Below are 13,764 nucleotides of genomic sequence, written 5' to 3'. Positions count from 1 at the left end.
GCCTGCGGTTACGATGCGCCAGTGCGTGCGCGAGCGCACTGGGGTGCGGGCCCGGTCGGGCCCGGCGAGGGGAGACATAGTGAAGGTGCGTCCGATGGCGGGGGCGGTACTCGGACTGCTGATGCTGACCGTCACCGCGTGCGGTGGCGGCGGCTCGGGCCCGGGGGCCGGGGACGGCAAGGGGGAGAAGGCCAAGGACTCCACCGCGGCACAGAGCAAGCAGTCCGAGGCCGTCGTCACGATCGCCCCGAAGAACGGGGCCGAGGCGGTCGACACCAGCGGCGCCCTGAAGGTCGGCGCGGCCCGGGGCAAGCTCACCGAGGTCGTCGTCAAGGACGGCAAGGGCGCGAAGGTCGACGGGAAGATATCCGGGGACGGCGCCACCTGGACGCCGTCCACCCATCTGGCCGCCGCCACCACGTACACCGTGCACGCGGTCGCCAAGGACGCCGAGGGCCGCACGGCCGCCGAGGACTCCCGCTTCACCACCCTGACGCCGAAGAACACCTTCATCGGCACCTTCACGCCGGAGGACGGCTCGAAGGTCGGCGTCGGCATGCCGTTCTCGATCCGCTTCACCCGGGGCATCACCAACCCGGAGGACGTCGAGAAGGCCATCACCGTCAAGACCGAGCCGGCCGTCGAGGTCGAGGGCCACTGGTTCGGCAACGACCGCCTCGACTTCCGGCCGGAGAAGTACTGGAAGGCCGGCACCAAGGTCACCGTCGACCTCAACCTCGACGGCGTCGAGGGCCGGGACGACGTCTACGGCAAGCAGGCCAAGACCGTCTCCTTCACCGTCGGACGCAGCCAGGTCTCCGTCGTGGACGCCAAGAAGCACACGATGAAGGTCGTGCGCGACGGCAAGACCGTCAAGACCGTCCCGATCACCGCCGGCGCCCCCGGCTACGAGACCTGGAACGGCCAGATGGTCATCACCGAGCGGCTCGCGGTGACCCGTATGAACGGCGAGACCGTCGGCTACGGCGGCGAGTACGACATCAAGGACGTCCCGCACGCCATGCGGCTGTCCACCTCCGGCACCTTCATCCACGGCAACTACTGGGGCGGCGACGCCTTCGGCAACCGCAACTCCAGCCACGGCTGCATCGGCCTGCGCGACGTGCGCGGCGGCTGGGACAAGGGGGCGCCGGCCCGCTGGTTCTTCGAGAACTCGATCATCGGCGACGTGGTCGTGGTCAAGAACTCCGAGGACGCCACCATCGCCCCCGACAACGGCCTCAACGGCTGGAACATGTCCTGGGAGAAGTGGAAGGCCTGACGGGGGCGCCTGCCGCGGCGAGTGAACGCCCGCTAACCTGCGGGGCATGACCGTTAACCTCGAAGTCGCGGACGGCGTCGGAACGCTGCGCCTGGACCGCCCGCCCATGAACGCGCTGGACGTCGCCACCCAGGACCGGCTGAAGGAGCTGGCCGAGGAAGTCACCCGGCGCGACGACGTACGCGCCGTGGTGATCCACGGTGGCGAGAAGGTGTTCGCGGCGGGCGCGGACATCAAGGAGATGCAGGTGATGGACCACGCGGCGATGATCGCGCGGTCCCGTGCCCTGCAGGACTCCTTCACGGCGGTGGCCCGCATCCCCAAGCCGGTGGTCGCGGCCGTCACCGGCTACGCGCTGGGTGGCGGCTGCGAACTCGCCCTGTGCGCCGACTTCCGCATCGCGGGGGAGAACGCCAAGCTGGGCCAGCCCGAGATCCTGCTCGGGCTGATCCCCGGCGCGGGCGGCACCCAGCGGCTGTCCCGGCTGATCGGCCCCTCCAAGGCCAAGGACCTGATCTTCACCGGCCGCCAGGTGCGGGCCGACGAGGCGCTGGCGCTCGGCCTGGTGGACCGGGTGGTCCCGGCCGCCGAGGTCTACGAGCAGGCCCACGCCTGGGCCGCACGGCTCGCCAAGGGCCCCGCCATCGCACTGCGCGCGGCGAAGGAGGCGATCGACACGGGTCTGGAGACGGACATCGAGACCGGGCTCGCCGTGGAGCGGAACTGGTTCGCCGGCCTGTTCGCCACGGAGGACCGCGAGCGCGGGATGCGCAGCTTCGTGGAAGAGGGCCCCGGCAAGGCCAAGTTCCTCTGAACACTCCCCGGGGGAGGTGCGCGTCTCCTCCGAAGTCGCGTCGTCCCTCTTGCAATTGACGCGATGTCTGATTCGGGTCCCTCGATGGGGCGGTTTATGGCAGCCTTAACGCACCATTAAGCGCGCCTTGTCGAGGGAGTCCGTCGCTTGTCTCCGGCCGAGTCGTTCCCGCAGGTCAGCGGGTCTGTTTCGGGTCCTGAACTGCCTGTGGCATATGCCGATCGACCGTCGGCCCACCCGGCCCCGGCGGGGGCCTATTCCCCGGGAACGGCCCCGGAGCCCCCGGAAGGCGGCCATGATGGGGGCATGGCGGGGCTGGATGGTACGGAACAGCCGCGGGGAGCCGGACGTGCGACCGCGGCGCGCTGGTCGCCGGCGGTCGAGGACGAGCGCGCACTCAAGGCGCTGGAACTGTTCGGCAACCCGACGGAGCGCGAAGTTCCGTTACCCTCCCGCCCCGAGTCCGCCGCCACCGCCCGCCGGCTGGCCCAGGTCGTCGCCCTGCGCCAGTGGAAACTCGGCCCCAAGGTCACGGAGGACACCGTCCTGCTCGTCTCCGAGCTGGTCGGCAACGCCGTACGCCACACCGGCGCCCGCGTCTTCGGCCTCCAGATGCGCCGCCGCCCCGGCTGGATCCGGGTCGAGGTCCGCGACCCCTCCCGCGGGCTGCCCTGCCTGATGCCGGTGCAGGAGACGGACATCAGCGGGCGCGGCCTCTTCCTCGTCGACAAGCTGTCCGACCGGTGGGGCGTGGACCTGCTGCCGCGCGGCAAGACGACCTGGTTCGAGATGCGCGTCGTGGACCGCTGAGAACCCGTTCCCGCCATCTGCCGCTGAAATCAACCCGGTTCGACGGACACGCCACCTACGGGTGAGAATCCGGAACGTCCCGCTCCGCAGCCGGGATGGTATCCGCATGATCACCACTCGTCTGCGCCGCCGGACCGCCGCCGCCGTCCTGTCGCTCTCCGCCGTCCTCGCCACCACCGCCGCCACGGCCCCCGGTGCCGCCCCCGCCCCCGCGGCGGCCCCCGCCAAGGCGGCCCCGGCCTGCCCCCAGTTCGACGACAAGACCAAGGCCGCCGCCGACCGTGGCGTCGACGTCGACCGCATCACCCCCGAGCCGGTCTGGCGCACCACCTGCGGCACCCTCTACCGCAGCGACAGCCGCGGCCCCCAGGTCGTCTTCGAAGAGGGCTTCCACGCCAAGGACGTCGAGAACGGCCAGTACGACGTCGAGAAGTACGTCCTGGTCAACCAGCCCTCGCCGTTCGTCTCGACCACCTACGACCACGACCTCTACAAGACCTGGTACAAGTCCGGCTACAACTACTACATCGACGCCCCCGGCGGCATCGACGTCAACAAGACCATCGGCGACACCCACAAGTGGGCCGACCAGGTCGAGGTCGCCTTCCCCGGCGGCATCCAGCGGAAGTACATCATCGGCGTCTGCCCCGTCGACCGGCAGACCAAGACCGAGATCATGAGCGACTGCGAGAGCAACCCGCACTACCAGCCCTGGCACTGACCCCGACCGCCCCGGCCCGGGGGCGCAGGAACAGCGCCTCCGACCCCACCGGCCGGTAACCCGCCGCCTGGAACGCCCGCAGACTGCGGGCGTTCCCCGCCGACACCTGCGCCCACACCGGCTCACCCCCGGCCAGCTGCCGCGCCGCCGTCACCAGCAGCCGCCCCAGCCCCCGGTGCCGGGCGTCCTCCGCCACCTCCACGGCGACCTCCAGCCGCCCGCCGACCCCGCGGCCCAGCACCAGCACCCCGCCGTCCGCCGCCCACACCCGCACCCCGTCGCGCCGCCGCCGGGCCGCGACCACCCGGGGATGCCCGGGATCGGCCACCTCCTCCAACGCCACCTCGGGACGCCCGGGCAGCGGCGCACCGGTCAGCAGCACGTCGATCGTGTCCGTAGCCCGCCCGGTGCGCTCCCCGAAGGCCGTCAGAAACCGGGGGTTCATCGTCGCGGCCAGCGGATCGCACCCCAGCGACGCCAGCGTCTCGCGGACCCACCCCTCGTCCACGTCGTCGGTGAAGACGACCGAGTGCGCCGTGAAGGCGAGCACCCCCGCGTCCCGGTCGCCGTGCTGCGGCACGACGCTCGTCCCGCCGTCCGCCGGCGGGAACACCCCCCGCGCCGCCGCGTCCAGAATGTCCCGCAGGGTCTCCGCCACACCGTGCTCCTTGAGTCTCCACCCACTGGAAGGCACAGACTCCCAGACATGACCGACGACGGCACCGGCCTCATGACCATCGGCGAACTGGCGCGCACCACCGGACTCCCGGTACGCACCATCCGCTACTGGTCCGACGAGGGCGCCCTGCCCCCGCAGGCCCGCTCCGCGGGCGGCTACCGGCTCTACGACGCCGCGTCCGCCGCCCGCCTGGAGCTGATCCGCACCCTGCGCGAACTGGGTCTCGGCCTGGACGCCGTACGCCGCGTGCTGGCCGGCGAGGCGACGGTCGCGCAGGTCGCGGCGGCGCACGTGAGCGCCCTGGACGCGCAGATCGGCGCACTGCGGGTGACCCGGGCGGTGCTGTCGAGCGTGGCGCGACGCGGCTCGACCGCCGAGGAGATGACACTGATGAACAAGCTGGCACGACTGTCCACCACCGAACGCCGCCGGATCATCGACGACTTCATGGCCGAGGTCTTCGCCGGCATCGACCCCGGCGCCCCCGACATCCGCACCCGCCTGCGCTTCGCCGCGGCCGACCTGCCCGACGACCCCACCTCGGAGCAGGTGGACGCCTGGGTGGAGCTGGCCGAGCTGGTCCGGGACCCGGACTTCCGGGTCACGATGCGCCGGATGATCGAGTTCAACACCGCGGACCGGGGAGCGGACGTGCCCACGAGTTCCTCGCTCTGGTTCGTGAGCCGCCTGGTCCGGCTCGCCGGTGAGGCGCTGCGCGACGGCGTGGCACCGGACGCGCCGCGGGCCGACGTCGTCGTGCGCGAGCTGATCGGCGACGCCGACCCGGCCGTCGTACTCGAACGCCTCACCGCGGTGACCGACGTCCGGCTCGCCCGCTACCGGGAGCTGTCGGCGATCGTGAACGGCCTCGAGCCGCCGGCGGACCACCAGGAGCGGTTCGGGTGGGTGGTCGCCGCCCTGGGCGCTCGGACGGCCGGATAATCTGACCTGCGTCAGATGGACCCAATGCACGGAACGAGGGGCGGACCGGTGGCCGACATCGAGGAAGCACGCAAGCAGTTCGAGCGGATCGACACGGACGGTGACGGCCTCATCACCGCGGCCGAGTTCAAGACCGCGCTCGCCCAGGGCGGCGACTGGAACGTCACCGAGGCGGTGGCCGAGGCGATCATCGCCGGCCGCGACCTCGACGGCGACAAGCAGCTGTCGTTCGACGAGTTCTGGGCCCACCTGAACAAGTGACGACACGGTGAGGGGCGCCCGGCGGTCACCCGGCGGGCGCCCCTTCGCCGTCCGGGCACGTTGCTGCGGGGGAGTGAAAGCCGGACGGCGGCGGAATAGCCCGCCCGGTTCGGAGGTTGCTGGTGCGCATCAGCAGGACACGACCTCCGAAGGGCCAGGCGAGTCAGCATCATGAAGATCGGCATCATCGGCGCGGGCAACATCGGCGGCAACCTCACCCGGCGGCTCACCGCCCTCGGACACGACGTCTCGGTCGCCAACTCGCGCGGTCCGCAGACGCTGACCGCGCTGGCCGAGGAGACCGGCGCCACCCCGGTACCGGTGGAGCAGGCGGCGCGGGGCGCCGAGATCGTGGTCGTCACCATCCCGTTGAAGCGGGTCCCGGACCTGCCGTCCGGCGTCCTGGACGGCGCGGCCGCGGGCGTCGCGGTCATCGACACCGGCAACTACTACCCGCAGCGGGACGGCAGGATCGCGGGCATCGAGGACGAGGGCCGCACCGAGAGCCGCTGGACCGAAGGACACCTCGGCCACCCGGTGATCAAGGCCTTCAACGGCACCTACGCCCAGGACATCCTCGACCGCCCCCGTCCGGCCGGCGCACCCGACCGCATGGCGCTCCCGGTGGCCGGCGACGACGCGGCGGCCAAGGCGAAGGTCCGCGCCCTGATCGACGAGCTGGGCTTCGACACCGTCGACGCAGGCGGCATCGACGACTCCTGGCGCCAGCAGCCGGACACCCCGGTCTACGGCCTGCGTGAGGGCGTCGACGGCGTCACCAAGGCGCTGGCGGAGGCGTCCCCGGAGCGGCCCGCGGCCTTCCGGGGCTGACCCCGCCCTCAGGCGCTCCGGGCCCACTCCTTCAGCGCGGCCTTGCTGGCGAAGTCCGCCACGTTGGTGTCGACCGGGTCGTCGGTGTACTGGTGGAAGCGCCACTTCGCCTGGATGCGCGGCTTGCCCGCCGAGACGTAGTCGGCGATCCAGAGCCCGTCACCGGCGTACGAGGTGGTGTCGACGTTCAGCCAGAAATTCCGGTTCGCATAGAGGACGACCCGGTTGTCCGGCCGCAGCGCCTTCACCTTCTTGATGAAGCTGTCCTTCTCGGCGTTGCTCGCACGGGTGCCCTCTCCCGTGGTCTCCCAGTCGACGGCGAGGATGTCGCCCTTGCGGTCCGGGGCCTTGGAGACGAAGTACTCGGCCTGGGCGGTGAGGTTGCCCGGCCACAGGAAGTGGTAGAAGCCGACGACCAGTCCGGCGTCGCGGGCCCGCTCCGTCTGGGCCGCGAGTTTCGGGTTGACGTACGAACGGCCTTCCGTCGCCTTGACGAAGACGAAGGACAGGCCGTCCGTGTCGTAGCTGGAGGACTGGTAGGCGCTGACATCGATGCCACGCAGCATGGGGCCTCCCTGAGAGGCTGTGGGGGGACGGGAGTTGGTTATTCCCCACGATGACACGGGCGATCCCCACGCGAAGCGGAAATGTCGACTTCCCTTCTTCCGGGCGCCATTGACGCGCGTAGCGCGGTGCCCCACGCTGGGCTCCGGTTCACGGACGACTCGACGGTCGGGAGGCCGGGATGTTCAGACGCGTGTCACGACTCCTTCTCTCATTTGTCATGCTCATAGCTGGCGCGGTGGTCGGTCTCGGCGCCACCGCCGGCACCGCGCACGCCGACTCCTGCTACAGCTGGAACCGCACCCTCTCCCAGGGCTCCTCCGGCAGCGACGTGACGCAGCTACAGATCCGCGTCGCCGGCTGGGTCACCTCGGGCGAACGGCTCTCCTACGACGGCCAGTACGGCGCCCGCACCGCCGCCGCCGTCAAGAAGTTCCAGTCCGCCTACGGACTGGCCGCGGACGGTGTCGCGGGCCCCGCGACCTTCAGCAAGATCTACGCCCTCCAGGACGCGGACTGCACGCCGGTCCACTTCACCTACGCTGAACTCAACAAGTGCAACTCCGACTGGTCCGGCGGCGCGGTCTCCGCCGCCACCGCCAAGTCGAACGCGCTGAAGACCATGTGGAAGCTGGAGGCGATGCGGCACGCCCTCGGCGACGTGCCGATCACCATCTCCAGCGGCTTCCGCTCCCGCGCCTGCAACAGCGCCGTCGGCGGCTCGTCCACCAGCCGTCACCTCTACGGCGACGCCGCCGACCTGACGGGCTCGCCCAGCTTCTGCCGGCTCGCCCAGCAGGCCAGGACCCACGGCTTCTCGGAGATCCTCGGCCCGGGCTACCCCGGCCACAACGACCACACCCACGTGGCCTTCGACCCGTCGCCGTACTGGTCGGCCCCCAACTGCGGCATCTGATCCACCGGCGACCCTCGAAACTTCCAGGTTCCGCTCCGTTCGCCTCCCGTTGACAATCGCTCGTGCCGCCGGCGCTCCGGCCGGCGGCGCGCACCGGGCCACGGCGCCCTGCCGGGGTCCGGCAACGGGAGGAGTGCGATGAGTTCGAGGAGCAAGGCGGCGGCCGGCCTCGCCGCGGGGGCGGCGATGGCGGCCGTCGCGGTCCTGGGAGGCGCGGCACCCGCGCAGGCCTACAGCCCCGATCCGTCGGCGACGATCATCCACCGGGACACGGACGGCTGCCCGTGCAGCGGAGGCAGCCTCGGCGACCCGTTCGACGGCACCTACTTCCAGCACGACGCGGGCGGCAAGGCCGTGAAGATCGAGCTCTCCGACGACGGCTGGTTCATCGGCAAGGTGGAGTTCCACCCCTACGGCAACAAGATCTGGGTGTACGACACCAAGAACGACGGCGACGGCATCTACGTCCACGTGGCCGTCGACAACCACGACGGCCACGGGCTCACCGGCTGGAACCTCTACCACCCGCCGGGCACCGACAAGGTGGTGGACTACTCCGTCAACAGCCTCGGCAGCAACGTGCGGGAGGGCGCCGACATCCGCATCCGCGTCTTCGACGACTCCCGCACGACCGACCTGATCACCACCGCCTGGGGCGTGGCCTGACCGACGCGGGGCGGACCCGGAGGCCCGCCCCGCCCGGCCGTGCGGGTCTCCCGGTCAGCACTCGATGATGTTCTGGCGCGGGACCGGCGAATCCACTTGCCGTGCCACGAGTTGAGGATCAGGTCGACCGTGATCGGCTTCCGCCAATGCAGGCAACGTGGGCAGGGGAACCTCGCGGCTCTTGCGGCCCTTCGGCAGCGAGAAGCAGGGGCGGCGGCGGACGTTGCGCTCCTGAAGTGTCGCGCGCACCTCGTTGACGATCTCCCGGACCACGCCTTGGAATCGCTTTCGCTCGCACGCGGGGGTTGGACACTGTTCTTGGACCACCAGTGTTCGACGACGATGTAGTCGACGAGGAGGGTCTCGCCCTTGTGGGAGTGAACGAACTCGCCACGACTGGAGTCGGTCCTGGTGCCGGAGAGCCACCGCTTCGCGTCCTCGCTCGTGGAACGACCGGTCTAGCATGCGTTGCACAGGGTCGTCGACAGACAAGGTATGCGCGTTGACCGGCACCGGATTAGTTGCAGCGCAGAATAAGGTAAGGCGAGTCGGTGGCGAGGCCGGCAGATTTGGTGCAGTCGGTGCGGTCGGCTGGGTGGTGGACACTGCGGTGTTCAACCTGTGCCTGAATGTCCTAGATCTGCAGACGGTCCGTTCCGGGGTCATTTCGAATGCGGTGGCAATCGGCGTCAACTACCTCGGGAACCGGTACTGGACTTACCGGTATCACGACAAGAGCCATTACACCCGCGAGGCCACACTCTTTGTGTTGTTCAGTGGTGTCGGAATGATCATCCAAAATGGTGTACTCGCCCTCTCGCACTATGGTTTGGGTTACACCTCGACCTTGGTCGACAACCTTGCGAAGAACCTTGTCGGACTTGGCCTGGCCAGCGGATTCCGTTTCTGGGCCTACCGCACATGGGTGTTCCGCGAGCAGTCCCGAGACGTCACCGTTCCCAGTACCACGTGCGAACCTTCCGCGTCAGTCGCGTCTCCAGCCGTCACGGATGTTCCCGGTTCAGAAACCAGGTGAGCCAGACTGCGAGCGCGGACGTGGTGAGAACGATGAGGAGGAAGCTCAGCAGTTGGACGCGGCGGGCCGTCCTGGTCGCTTCCTTCCTCTCGGTCTCGTGGGCGAGGACACTGGCGAGCAGGAACTCCGCCTCGGAATCGTTCAGTTCGTCGATCGGTTGGCCGTCGGCAGCGAGGAAGTACTCGCGTGCAACGACGAGGAGCACTCCGCGATAAAGGGCTCCGCCGTCTCTGGCCAGGGCTTCCCAGGTGCCGGCGGCTTCGGTGAGTCGCCGGTGCTCGTGCAGGCGGTCTCGTTCGCTGGTGACCCACTGGTGCAGCCGGGGCCAGGCCGTGATGAGCGCCTCGTGTGCCAGTTCGACGGTGTCGGAGTCCACGGCCAGCAGCCGTGCCGCGATGAGGCGCTCGAGGACGGCTGTCCGGCGTTCGTCGGCGATGAACTCGGAGCGTGGGACGGGGCGACGCGTGTCGGCTCCCTCGTGCGAGGGTGAGATCAGCCGGAGCAGCATGGTGCGGGCCAGGTCCGCTTCGGCGTCACCCAGGTCGGCGAAGACCGCCTCGGCGGTGTGGGCGATGGCTCCGTGTACTCCGTCGATGGCTTTATACGCGGCGAGGGTGAGGGTCTTGCCCGAGCGGCGCCGCCACACTTCCAGCAACGCGTGCGACAGCAGGGGAAGGGCTCCGGGTTCGGTTGCCACATCGGTGAGGATGCGGTCGGTCAGTGCCCGTTCCACGGCAAGGCCGGCGGCTGCCGCCGGACGGGTCACGGCTGCCCGTAATTGTGTGCTGGTCATGGCCGCGGTGAGCAGGTGAGTCTGGTTGATGACGCGGGCGAGACCAGGGTGGTTGGCGCAGTGGCCGAAGAAGTCGGCTCGTACGGCGATCAGAACCCGGAGGCGGTCGGTCGTGCAGGCGGTCAGTAGACAGTCGATGAGCTGGTCCCGCAGCGCGCGGTCGTCCTGGAGGGTGAAGAGCTCTTCGAACTGGTCGATGATCAGGAGAGTGTCACCGTCCGTGTCCGCGGGCGTCAGGAGAGGGACCAGCGTCGAGTCCGGGTCTGAGCCGGGGGTGCAGATCCGGATGACCACCGGGGCGGGTCCCGTGGCGTCCGGGTCGCGCAGGGCAGGGATCAGGCCCGCACGGAGGATCGAGGACTTTCCGCTTCCGGAGGCTCCGACCAGGGCCACGAACCGGTGGGCGGAGGTCAGCGCCAAGAGCTCCTCCACGAGTGAGTCGCGTCCGAAGAACAAGGCTTGGTCGCTGGTCTCGTAGCGTCGGAGACCCCGGTAGGGCGATGCGGCGGTGTCCTGCTCGTCGACCGTCTCGCGAGCGGCATCTCCCTGGGCGTCGCGCCATCGGCGTTCCCATTCGGTGGCCTCGCCTCCGCATGCGGAGGCGTATGCCAGGGCTACCTGGAGGCTGGGGAGCCGTCGCCCGGACGCTGCCTCGGACAGGGTCGGCGCGGAGAAGCCGGCCTGTCGGGCCAGTTCGCGGTAGGGCGGGTTACCGGCCGCCGTGCGTAGCTGACGCAGCTCGTAGGCAAAGGCCTGAACAGGGCCGGAAGCAGGATCCAGCTCCTTCTCGCGGCGCCCCATATTGCCCTTCCTCTTCTCGCCTCTTCATCGGTGTTTGGCCAGGTCAACCTAGCTGACGACGAAATTGATAGGTGACCCGTTCCTGAGCTGACCATCAACATTCTTGTTGGTGGAGTGAGGAGTGTCGTTGGTCCCCCGGAGAATCGAGTCTGGTCATCGGCACCGCATCCGCTCTTCGTCCCTCCGCTGTTCCAAGCGCAGCGGTACAGCCGTCAACGCATCCGCTGCGGCGCCCGGCGTCCTCGACGTCCGGCGGTCGGCATCGGCTGCTGCTCCTGCTTCCTGCTGTCACGGTGATGGTGCTGGGCCTGTGGGGTCTCGGCAGGCAGGGCAGCCTGTGGCAGGACGAGGCCGTCACGTACGACATGGCGCACCGTTCGCCCGACGTGTTGTGGGCGACGCTCGGTGGTGCCGACGCCGTCCACGGCCTCTACTACCTCTTCATGCACGCTGTCTTCGCGTGCTGGGAGGGCGGTGTGATCGCCCTCCGGCTGCCGTCGGTCCTCGCGATGGCGCTGGCCGCATGGGGAGTGGGTCTCCTAGGACGGTGGCTGGCAGGGCCCGTGGCGGGTGCCATGGCCGGCCTGATCTTCGCGCTGTGGCCCACCGTCCAGCGCTACACCCAAGAGGGGCGTTCGTACGCGTTGGTGACGGCCGCGGTCGTGTGGGCCACGGTCTGCCTGGTCCAGGCGTTGGTGTCCTCACGTCGACGGTGCTGGGTCGTGTATGCGCTTCTTGCCGCGACAGCCTGTCTCCTGCACGAGTTCGCGGTACTCGCGCTGGTCGCACACGGCGTGACACTGGCATGGTCGAAGGCGTCGCGTCCCACGGCGCGCGGCTGGGTCATCGCCTGCGGCGGTGTCCTCATCACCCTTGCGCCACTGGGCTGGGTGAGTCTGGGCCAGACCGGGCAGGTCGCCTGGATCGAGGTGAGCCTGGCAGGAGACCTGACCGGCTACCTGCTCCTGGCCGTGTTGGGCCTCCTGTGCCACATGCTCGTACGGCGTCGGGCCGGTATGGGGCCCCGGCCGTATGTGACGCACCGCGTGACCGCGGGCCGAGTAGCCCTGCCGCTCGTCGTCCTTCCTCCCGGGCTGCTTCTCCTGGTCTCGCTCGTCAAACCGCTCTATGTCGACCGGTACGTGCTGTACTCCCTGGCCGGAGTCTGCGTCCTGGCCGGGGCGGCCTGCACCCAGCTCTGGCAATCAACCCGGCAACGGTCAGTCCGTGCGGGATTCGCTGCCGTGGCCGGCCTGGCGACCGTGACGCTCCTTGTGCCGGTCGGACTTCATCTGCGATCCGCGAGCAGTCGCAGTGACGACGCCACCGCGGTCACCGCCGCGGTGAAGGATCTCGGCGCGCCTGGGGACCCCGTGATCTTCCTTCCAGAGAGCCGCCGTGTGTGGATGCTCCGCACGCCACCCGCGTCGCTGGGCATGACCGACCTGGCCCTGGCCCAGACTCCCGCAGCATCACACACGCTCTTCGGAACCGAACTGGCAGGCGACCTCATCGCGCGTCGCATGGCCGGTTCCGAACGCGTCGTGGTGGTGCGCGACCGGAGCCGTGAGGCCTACGAAGCAAGTGATCACGACCGTAGGAAGCGCGCCTTGCTGGCGTCCGAGTTCACCCCCTGCCACGGGCGCACCGTCGGCTCGGCTCGGGTGACGGTCTATGCCCGCGGCGGCTTCTGCTGACCAACACTCGCAAGCTGCGCTCCTGGGCGTGATCGAAGAAGGGAAAGCTCATCTCTGTAACCGACATGGCTCCGGCGAAGCGGCAGGCGACGCAGTCTGCCGGGACCGAGACGACGCGAGTACGGACGTGGACGAGCCGATCAGTTCCCCTGCTGATCCCGGCTGCGACAGCCGGTGCCGCCCTGTCCGCCGTCGCCCGCCGCTGGCGTAGAAGACCGGAGAGAACGGGCTGAGCGGGTACGGGCGGGCCCATCCGTCGCCGTCGAGGCGGTGGCGGGCGAGGGTGCGCATGCGCATGGTGGGTGCACTCCTGGTACGTCGGGCCCGCTCCTGCCGGGCCCCTCGGGGTTGTGCGTGGTGGGGTGCTAGCAGTAAATGCGCACCTTGTAGTAGCCGAGGTTGTTGGAGATTTTGTGCCATCCGGGGCCCCAGCTTCCGCCGGTGCCCATTCGTCCGGAGCAGCCGTTCGGCACGTAAACTCCGTCGGCATCGGTCATGCCATCCGAGCCATCGACAGACCGCTCGCCCGGATACAGGCGCACCTTGTTGCCGCATGCCGTACCGCTGCCACCACAGTTCCAGTTGTCAGCCACAACCAGCCACTTGTCCGACGCGTCGGAGTTGATGACTCGGCCGCAGAGTTCCTGACCAAGGACGTGAGTACATCCGCCGGCCGCTGCTGGGGAGGCAGTTGCGAGGTTAAGGCCGACGCCAGCCAAGAGGAGAGCTCCAGTAGACAGCGCGGCCTTGACACGCGTTGTGGGGGGCTTCTTCATGATTCAGCTTGTCCCTTCGGTGGCGAATGTGGAGCCATGCTCGCGTGCCATACCAGGAGAGGGAACCTATAACTATTCAGGGGGCATGAGGTGGTGTGCCGCCTTTGCTCCCGCTCGAAGCCCCGTCACCTGGCGGGCGCTTACGGCCTAACCCTTGACCCACGCAGCGCGGAGT

General features: G+C 69.4%; 15 protein-coding genes and 1 pseudogene. 11 read left to right on the top strand and 5 right to left on the bottom strand.

Translation table 11 applies throughout. From position 1 onward, the window contains the following. The first annotated feature begins 94 nt into the window (after nucleotides 1-94). The 4 genes from Sco07f_RS38945 (at nucleotide 95) to Sco07f_RS38930 (ending at nucleotide 3,627) form a co-directional block, all read left to right on the top strand. Nucleotides 95-1,282 carry a L,D-transpeptidase gene (locus Sco07f_RS38945; RefSeq protein ID WP_174855484.1) on the top strand — a complete coding sequence of 396 codons (1,188 nt, stop codon included), beginning with the start codon at nucleotides 95-97 and terminating at the stop codon, nucleotides 1,280-1,282. 46 nt (nucleotides 1,283-1,328) lie between these two features. Then, a complete protein-coding gene (locus Sco07f_RS38940) occupies nucleotides 1,329-2,096 on the top strand; it encodes an enoyl-CoA hydratase/isomerase family protein (RefSeq protein WP_007444693.1) in 768 nt (255 codons plus the stop codon). A 306-nt stretch (nucleotides 2,097-2,402) separates the two neighbouring features. Continuing rightward, the gene (locus Sco07f_RS38935; RefSeq protein ID WP_007444694.1) at nucleotides 2,403-2,906 is read left to right on the top strand and encodes an ATP-binding protein; all 504 of its coding nucleotides are present in this window, start codon (nucleotides 2,403-2,405) and stop codon (nucleotides 2,904-2,906) included. A gap of 106 nt (nucleotides 2,907-3,012) precedes the next feature. After that, on the top strand, nucleotides 3,013-3,627 hold the full coding sequence (locus Sco07f_RS38930; protein WP_007444695.1) for an ADP-ribosyltransferase: 615 nt from the start codon (nucleotides 3,013-3,015) through the stop codon (nucleotides 3,625-3,627). Here Sco07f_RS38930 and Sco07f_RS38925 read toward each other — a convergent pair. Continuing rightward, the gene (locus tag Sco07f_RS38925) at nucleotides 3,581-4,285 is read right to left on the bottom strand and encodes a GNAT family N-acetyltransferase (protein WP_108990717.1); all 705 of its coding nucleotides are present in this window, start codon (nucleotides 4,283-4,285) and stop codon (nucleotides 3,581-3,583) included. The genes Sco07f_RS38930 and Sco07f_RS38925 overlap by 47 nt on opposite strands. Before the next feature lie 48 nt (nucleotides 4,286-4,333). On the opposite strand from Sco07f_RS38925, the gene Sco07f_RS38920 reads away from it, so the two are divergent. The 3 genes and pseudogenes from Sco07f_RS38920 to Sco07f_RS38910 all read left to right on the top strand — a co-directional run. Beyond that, a complete protein-coding gene (locus Sco07f_RS38920; RefSeq protein WP_108990716.1) occupies nucleotides 4,334-5,248 on the top strand; it encodes a MerR family transcriptional regulator in 915 nt (304 codons plus the stop codon). A 48-nt stretch (nucleotides 5,249-5,296) separates the two neighbouring features. After that, nucleotides 5,297-5,509: an EF-hand domain-containing protein gene (locus tag Sco07f_RS38915; RefSeq protein ID WP_007444801.1), complete on the top strand. Its 213-nt coding sequence runs from the start codon at nucleotides 5,297-5,299 to the stop codon at nucleotides 5,507-5,509. Nucleotides 5,510-5,662: 153 nt separating this feature from the next. Further along, nucleotides 5,663-6,340 (top strand): annotated as a pseudogene (locus Sco07f_RS38910) (NADPH-dependent F420 reductase); the annotation flags it as partial. 8 nt (nucleotides 6,341-6,348) lie between these two features. On the opposite strand, the gene Sco07f_RS38905 reads toward Sco07f_RS38910, so the two are convergent. Beyond that, entirely contained in the window at nucleotides 6,349-6,906 is a 558-nt protein-coding gene (locus Sco07f_RS38905; RefSeq protein ID WP_007444786.1) for a glycoside hydrolase family 25 protein, read from the bottom strand. Between the two features lie 179 nt (nucleotides 6,907-7,085). Here Sco07f_RS38905 and Sco07f_RS38900 point away from each other — a divergent pair, with 179 nt between their 5' ends. Continuing rightward, nucleotides 7,086-7,820 carry a D-Ala-D-Ala carboxypeptidase family metallohydrolase gene (locus Sco07f_RS38900; protein ID WP_108990714.1) on the top strand — a complete coding sequence of 245 codons (735 nt, stop codon included), beginning with the start codon at nucleotides 7,086-7,088 and terminating at the stop codon, nucleotides 7,818-7,820. A gap of 138 nt (nucleotides 7,821-7,958) precedes the next feature. Continuing rightward, a complete protein-coding gene (locus Sco07f_RS38895; protein ID WP_108990713.1) occupies nucleotides 7,959-8,486 on the top strand; it encodes a hypothetical protein in 528 nt (175 codons plus the stop codon). Between the two features lie 54 nt (nucleotides 8,487-8,540). Here Sco07f_RS38895 and Sco07f_RS39975 read toward each other — a convergent pair whose 3' ends face one another. Beyond that, nucleotides 8,541-8,759, bottom strand: coding sequence for a hypothetical protein (locus tag Sco07f_RS39975; RefSeq protein ID WP_141653012.1), 219 nt, complete (start codon nucleotides 8,757-8,759; stop codon nucleotides 8,541-8,543). A 229-nt stretch (nucleotides 8,760-8,988) separates the two neighbouring features. Here Sco07f_RS39975 and Sco07f_RS38885 point away from each other — a divergent pair, with 229 nt between their 5' ends. Next, complete coding sequence (locus Sco07f_RS38885; RefSeq protein WP_237557172.1) at nucleotides 8,989-9,522, top strand: GtrA family protein; 534 nt, start codon at nucleotides 8,989-8,991, stop codon at nucleotides 9,520-9,522. Here Sco07f_RS38885 and Sco07f_RS38880 read toward each other — a convergent pair. After that, nucleotides 9,491-11,116, bottom strand: a complete 1,626-nt coding sequence (locus Sco07f_RS38880; protein ID WP_108990712.1) for a helix-turn-helix domain-containing protein — start codon at nucleotides 11,114-11,116, stop codon at nucleotides 9,491-9,493. The two genes, Sco07f_RS38885 and Sco07f_RS38880, sit on opposite strands and share 32 nt — an antisense overlap. A gap of 296 nt (nucleotides 11,117-11,412) precedes the next feature. On the opposite strand from Sco07f_RS38880, the gene Sco07f_RS38875 reads away from it, so the two are divergent. Next, nucleotides 11,413-12,813: a glycosyltransferase family 39 protein gene (locus Sco07f_RS38875; protein ID WP_108990711.1), complete on the top strand. Its 1,401-nt coding sequence runs from the start codon at nucleotides 11,413-11,415 to the stop codon at nucleotides 12,811-12,813. Nucleotides 12,814-13,178: 365 nt separating this feature from the next. Here Sco07f_RS38875 and Sco07f_RS39970 read toward each other — a convergent pair whose 3' ends face one another. Continuing rightward, on the bottom strand, nucleotides 13,179-13,589 hold the full coding sequence (locus tag Sco07f_RS39970; protein WP_143666018.1) for a hypothetical protein: 411 nt from the start codon (nucleotides 13,587-13,589) through the stop codon (nucleotides 13,179-13,181). Between the last annotated feature and the right edge of the window lie 175 nt (nucleotides 13,590-13,764).

It is taken from the genome of Streptomyces coelicoflavus (assembly GCF_003112555.1).
GTDB lineage: Bacteria > Actinomycetota > Actinomycetes > Streptomycetales > Streptomycetaceae > Streptomyces > Streptomyces coelicoflavus.
The sequence above is the reverse complement of the archived record's forward strand: the minus strand, read 5'-3'. Positions and strand labels throughout refer to the sequence as shown.

Bases quoted from the DNA above. Each gene is read 5' to 3' on its own strand.
- Sco07f_RS38945 (WP_174855484.1), top strand. From the start codon at position 95: ATGGCGGGGGCGGTACTCGGACTGCTGATGCTGACCGTCACCGCGTGC.
- Sco07f_RS38940 (WP_007444693.1), top strand. From the start codon at position 1,329: ATGACCGTTAACCTCGAAGTCGCGGACGGCGTCGGAACGCTGCGCCTG.
- Sco07f_RS38935 (WP_007444694.1), top strand. From the start codon at position 2,403: ATGGCGGGGCTGGATGGTACGGAACAGCCGCGGGGAGCCGGACGTGCG.
- Sco07f_RS38930 (WP_007444695.1), top strand. From the start codon at position 3,013: ATGATCACCACTCGTCTGCGCCGCCGGACCGCCGCCGCCGTCCTGTCG.
- Sco07f_RS38920 (WP_108990716.1), top strand. From the start codon at position 4,334: ATGACCGACGACGGCACCGGCCTCATGACCATCGGCGAACTGGCGCGC.
- Sco07f_RS38905 (WP_007444786.1), bottom strand. From the start codon at position 6,906: ATGCTGCGTGGCATCGATGTCAGCGCCTACCAGTCCTCCAGCTACGAC.
- Sco07f_RS38900 (WP_108990714.1), top strand. From the start codon at position 7,086: ATGTTCAGACGCGTGTCACGACTCCTTCTCTCATTTGTCATGCTCATA.
- Sco07f_RS38895 (WP_108990713.1), top strand. From the start codon at position 7,959: ATGAGTTCGAGGAGCAAGGCGGCGGCCGGCCTCGCCGCGGGGGCGGCG.
- Sco07f_RS38880 (WP_108990712.1), bottom strand. From the start codon at position 11,116: ATGGGGCGCCGCGAGAAGGAGCTGGATCCTGCTTCCGGCCCTGTTCAG.
- Sco07f_RS38875 (WP_108990711.1), top strand. From the start codon at position 11,413: ATGGTGCTGGGCCTGTGGGGTCTCGGCAGGCAGGGCAGCCTGTGGCAG.
- Sco07f_RS39970 (WP_143666018.1), bottom strand. From the start codon at position 13,589: ATGAAGAAGCCCCCCACAACGCGTGTCAAGGCCGCGCTGTCTACTGGA.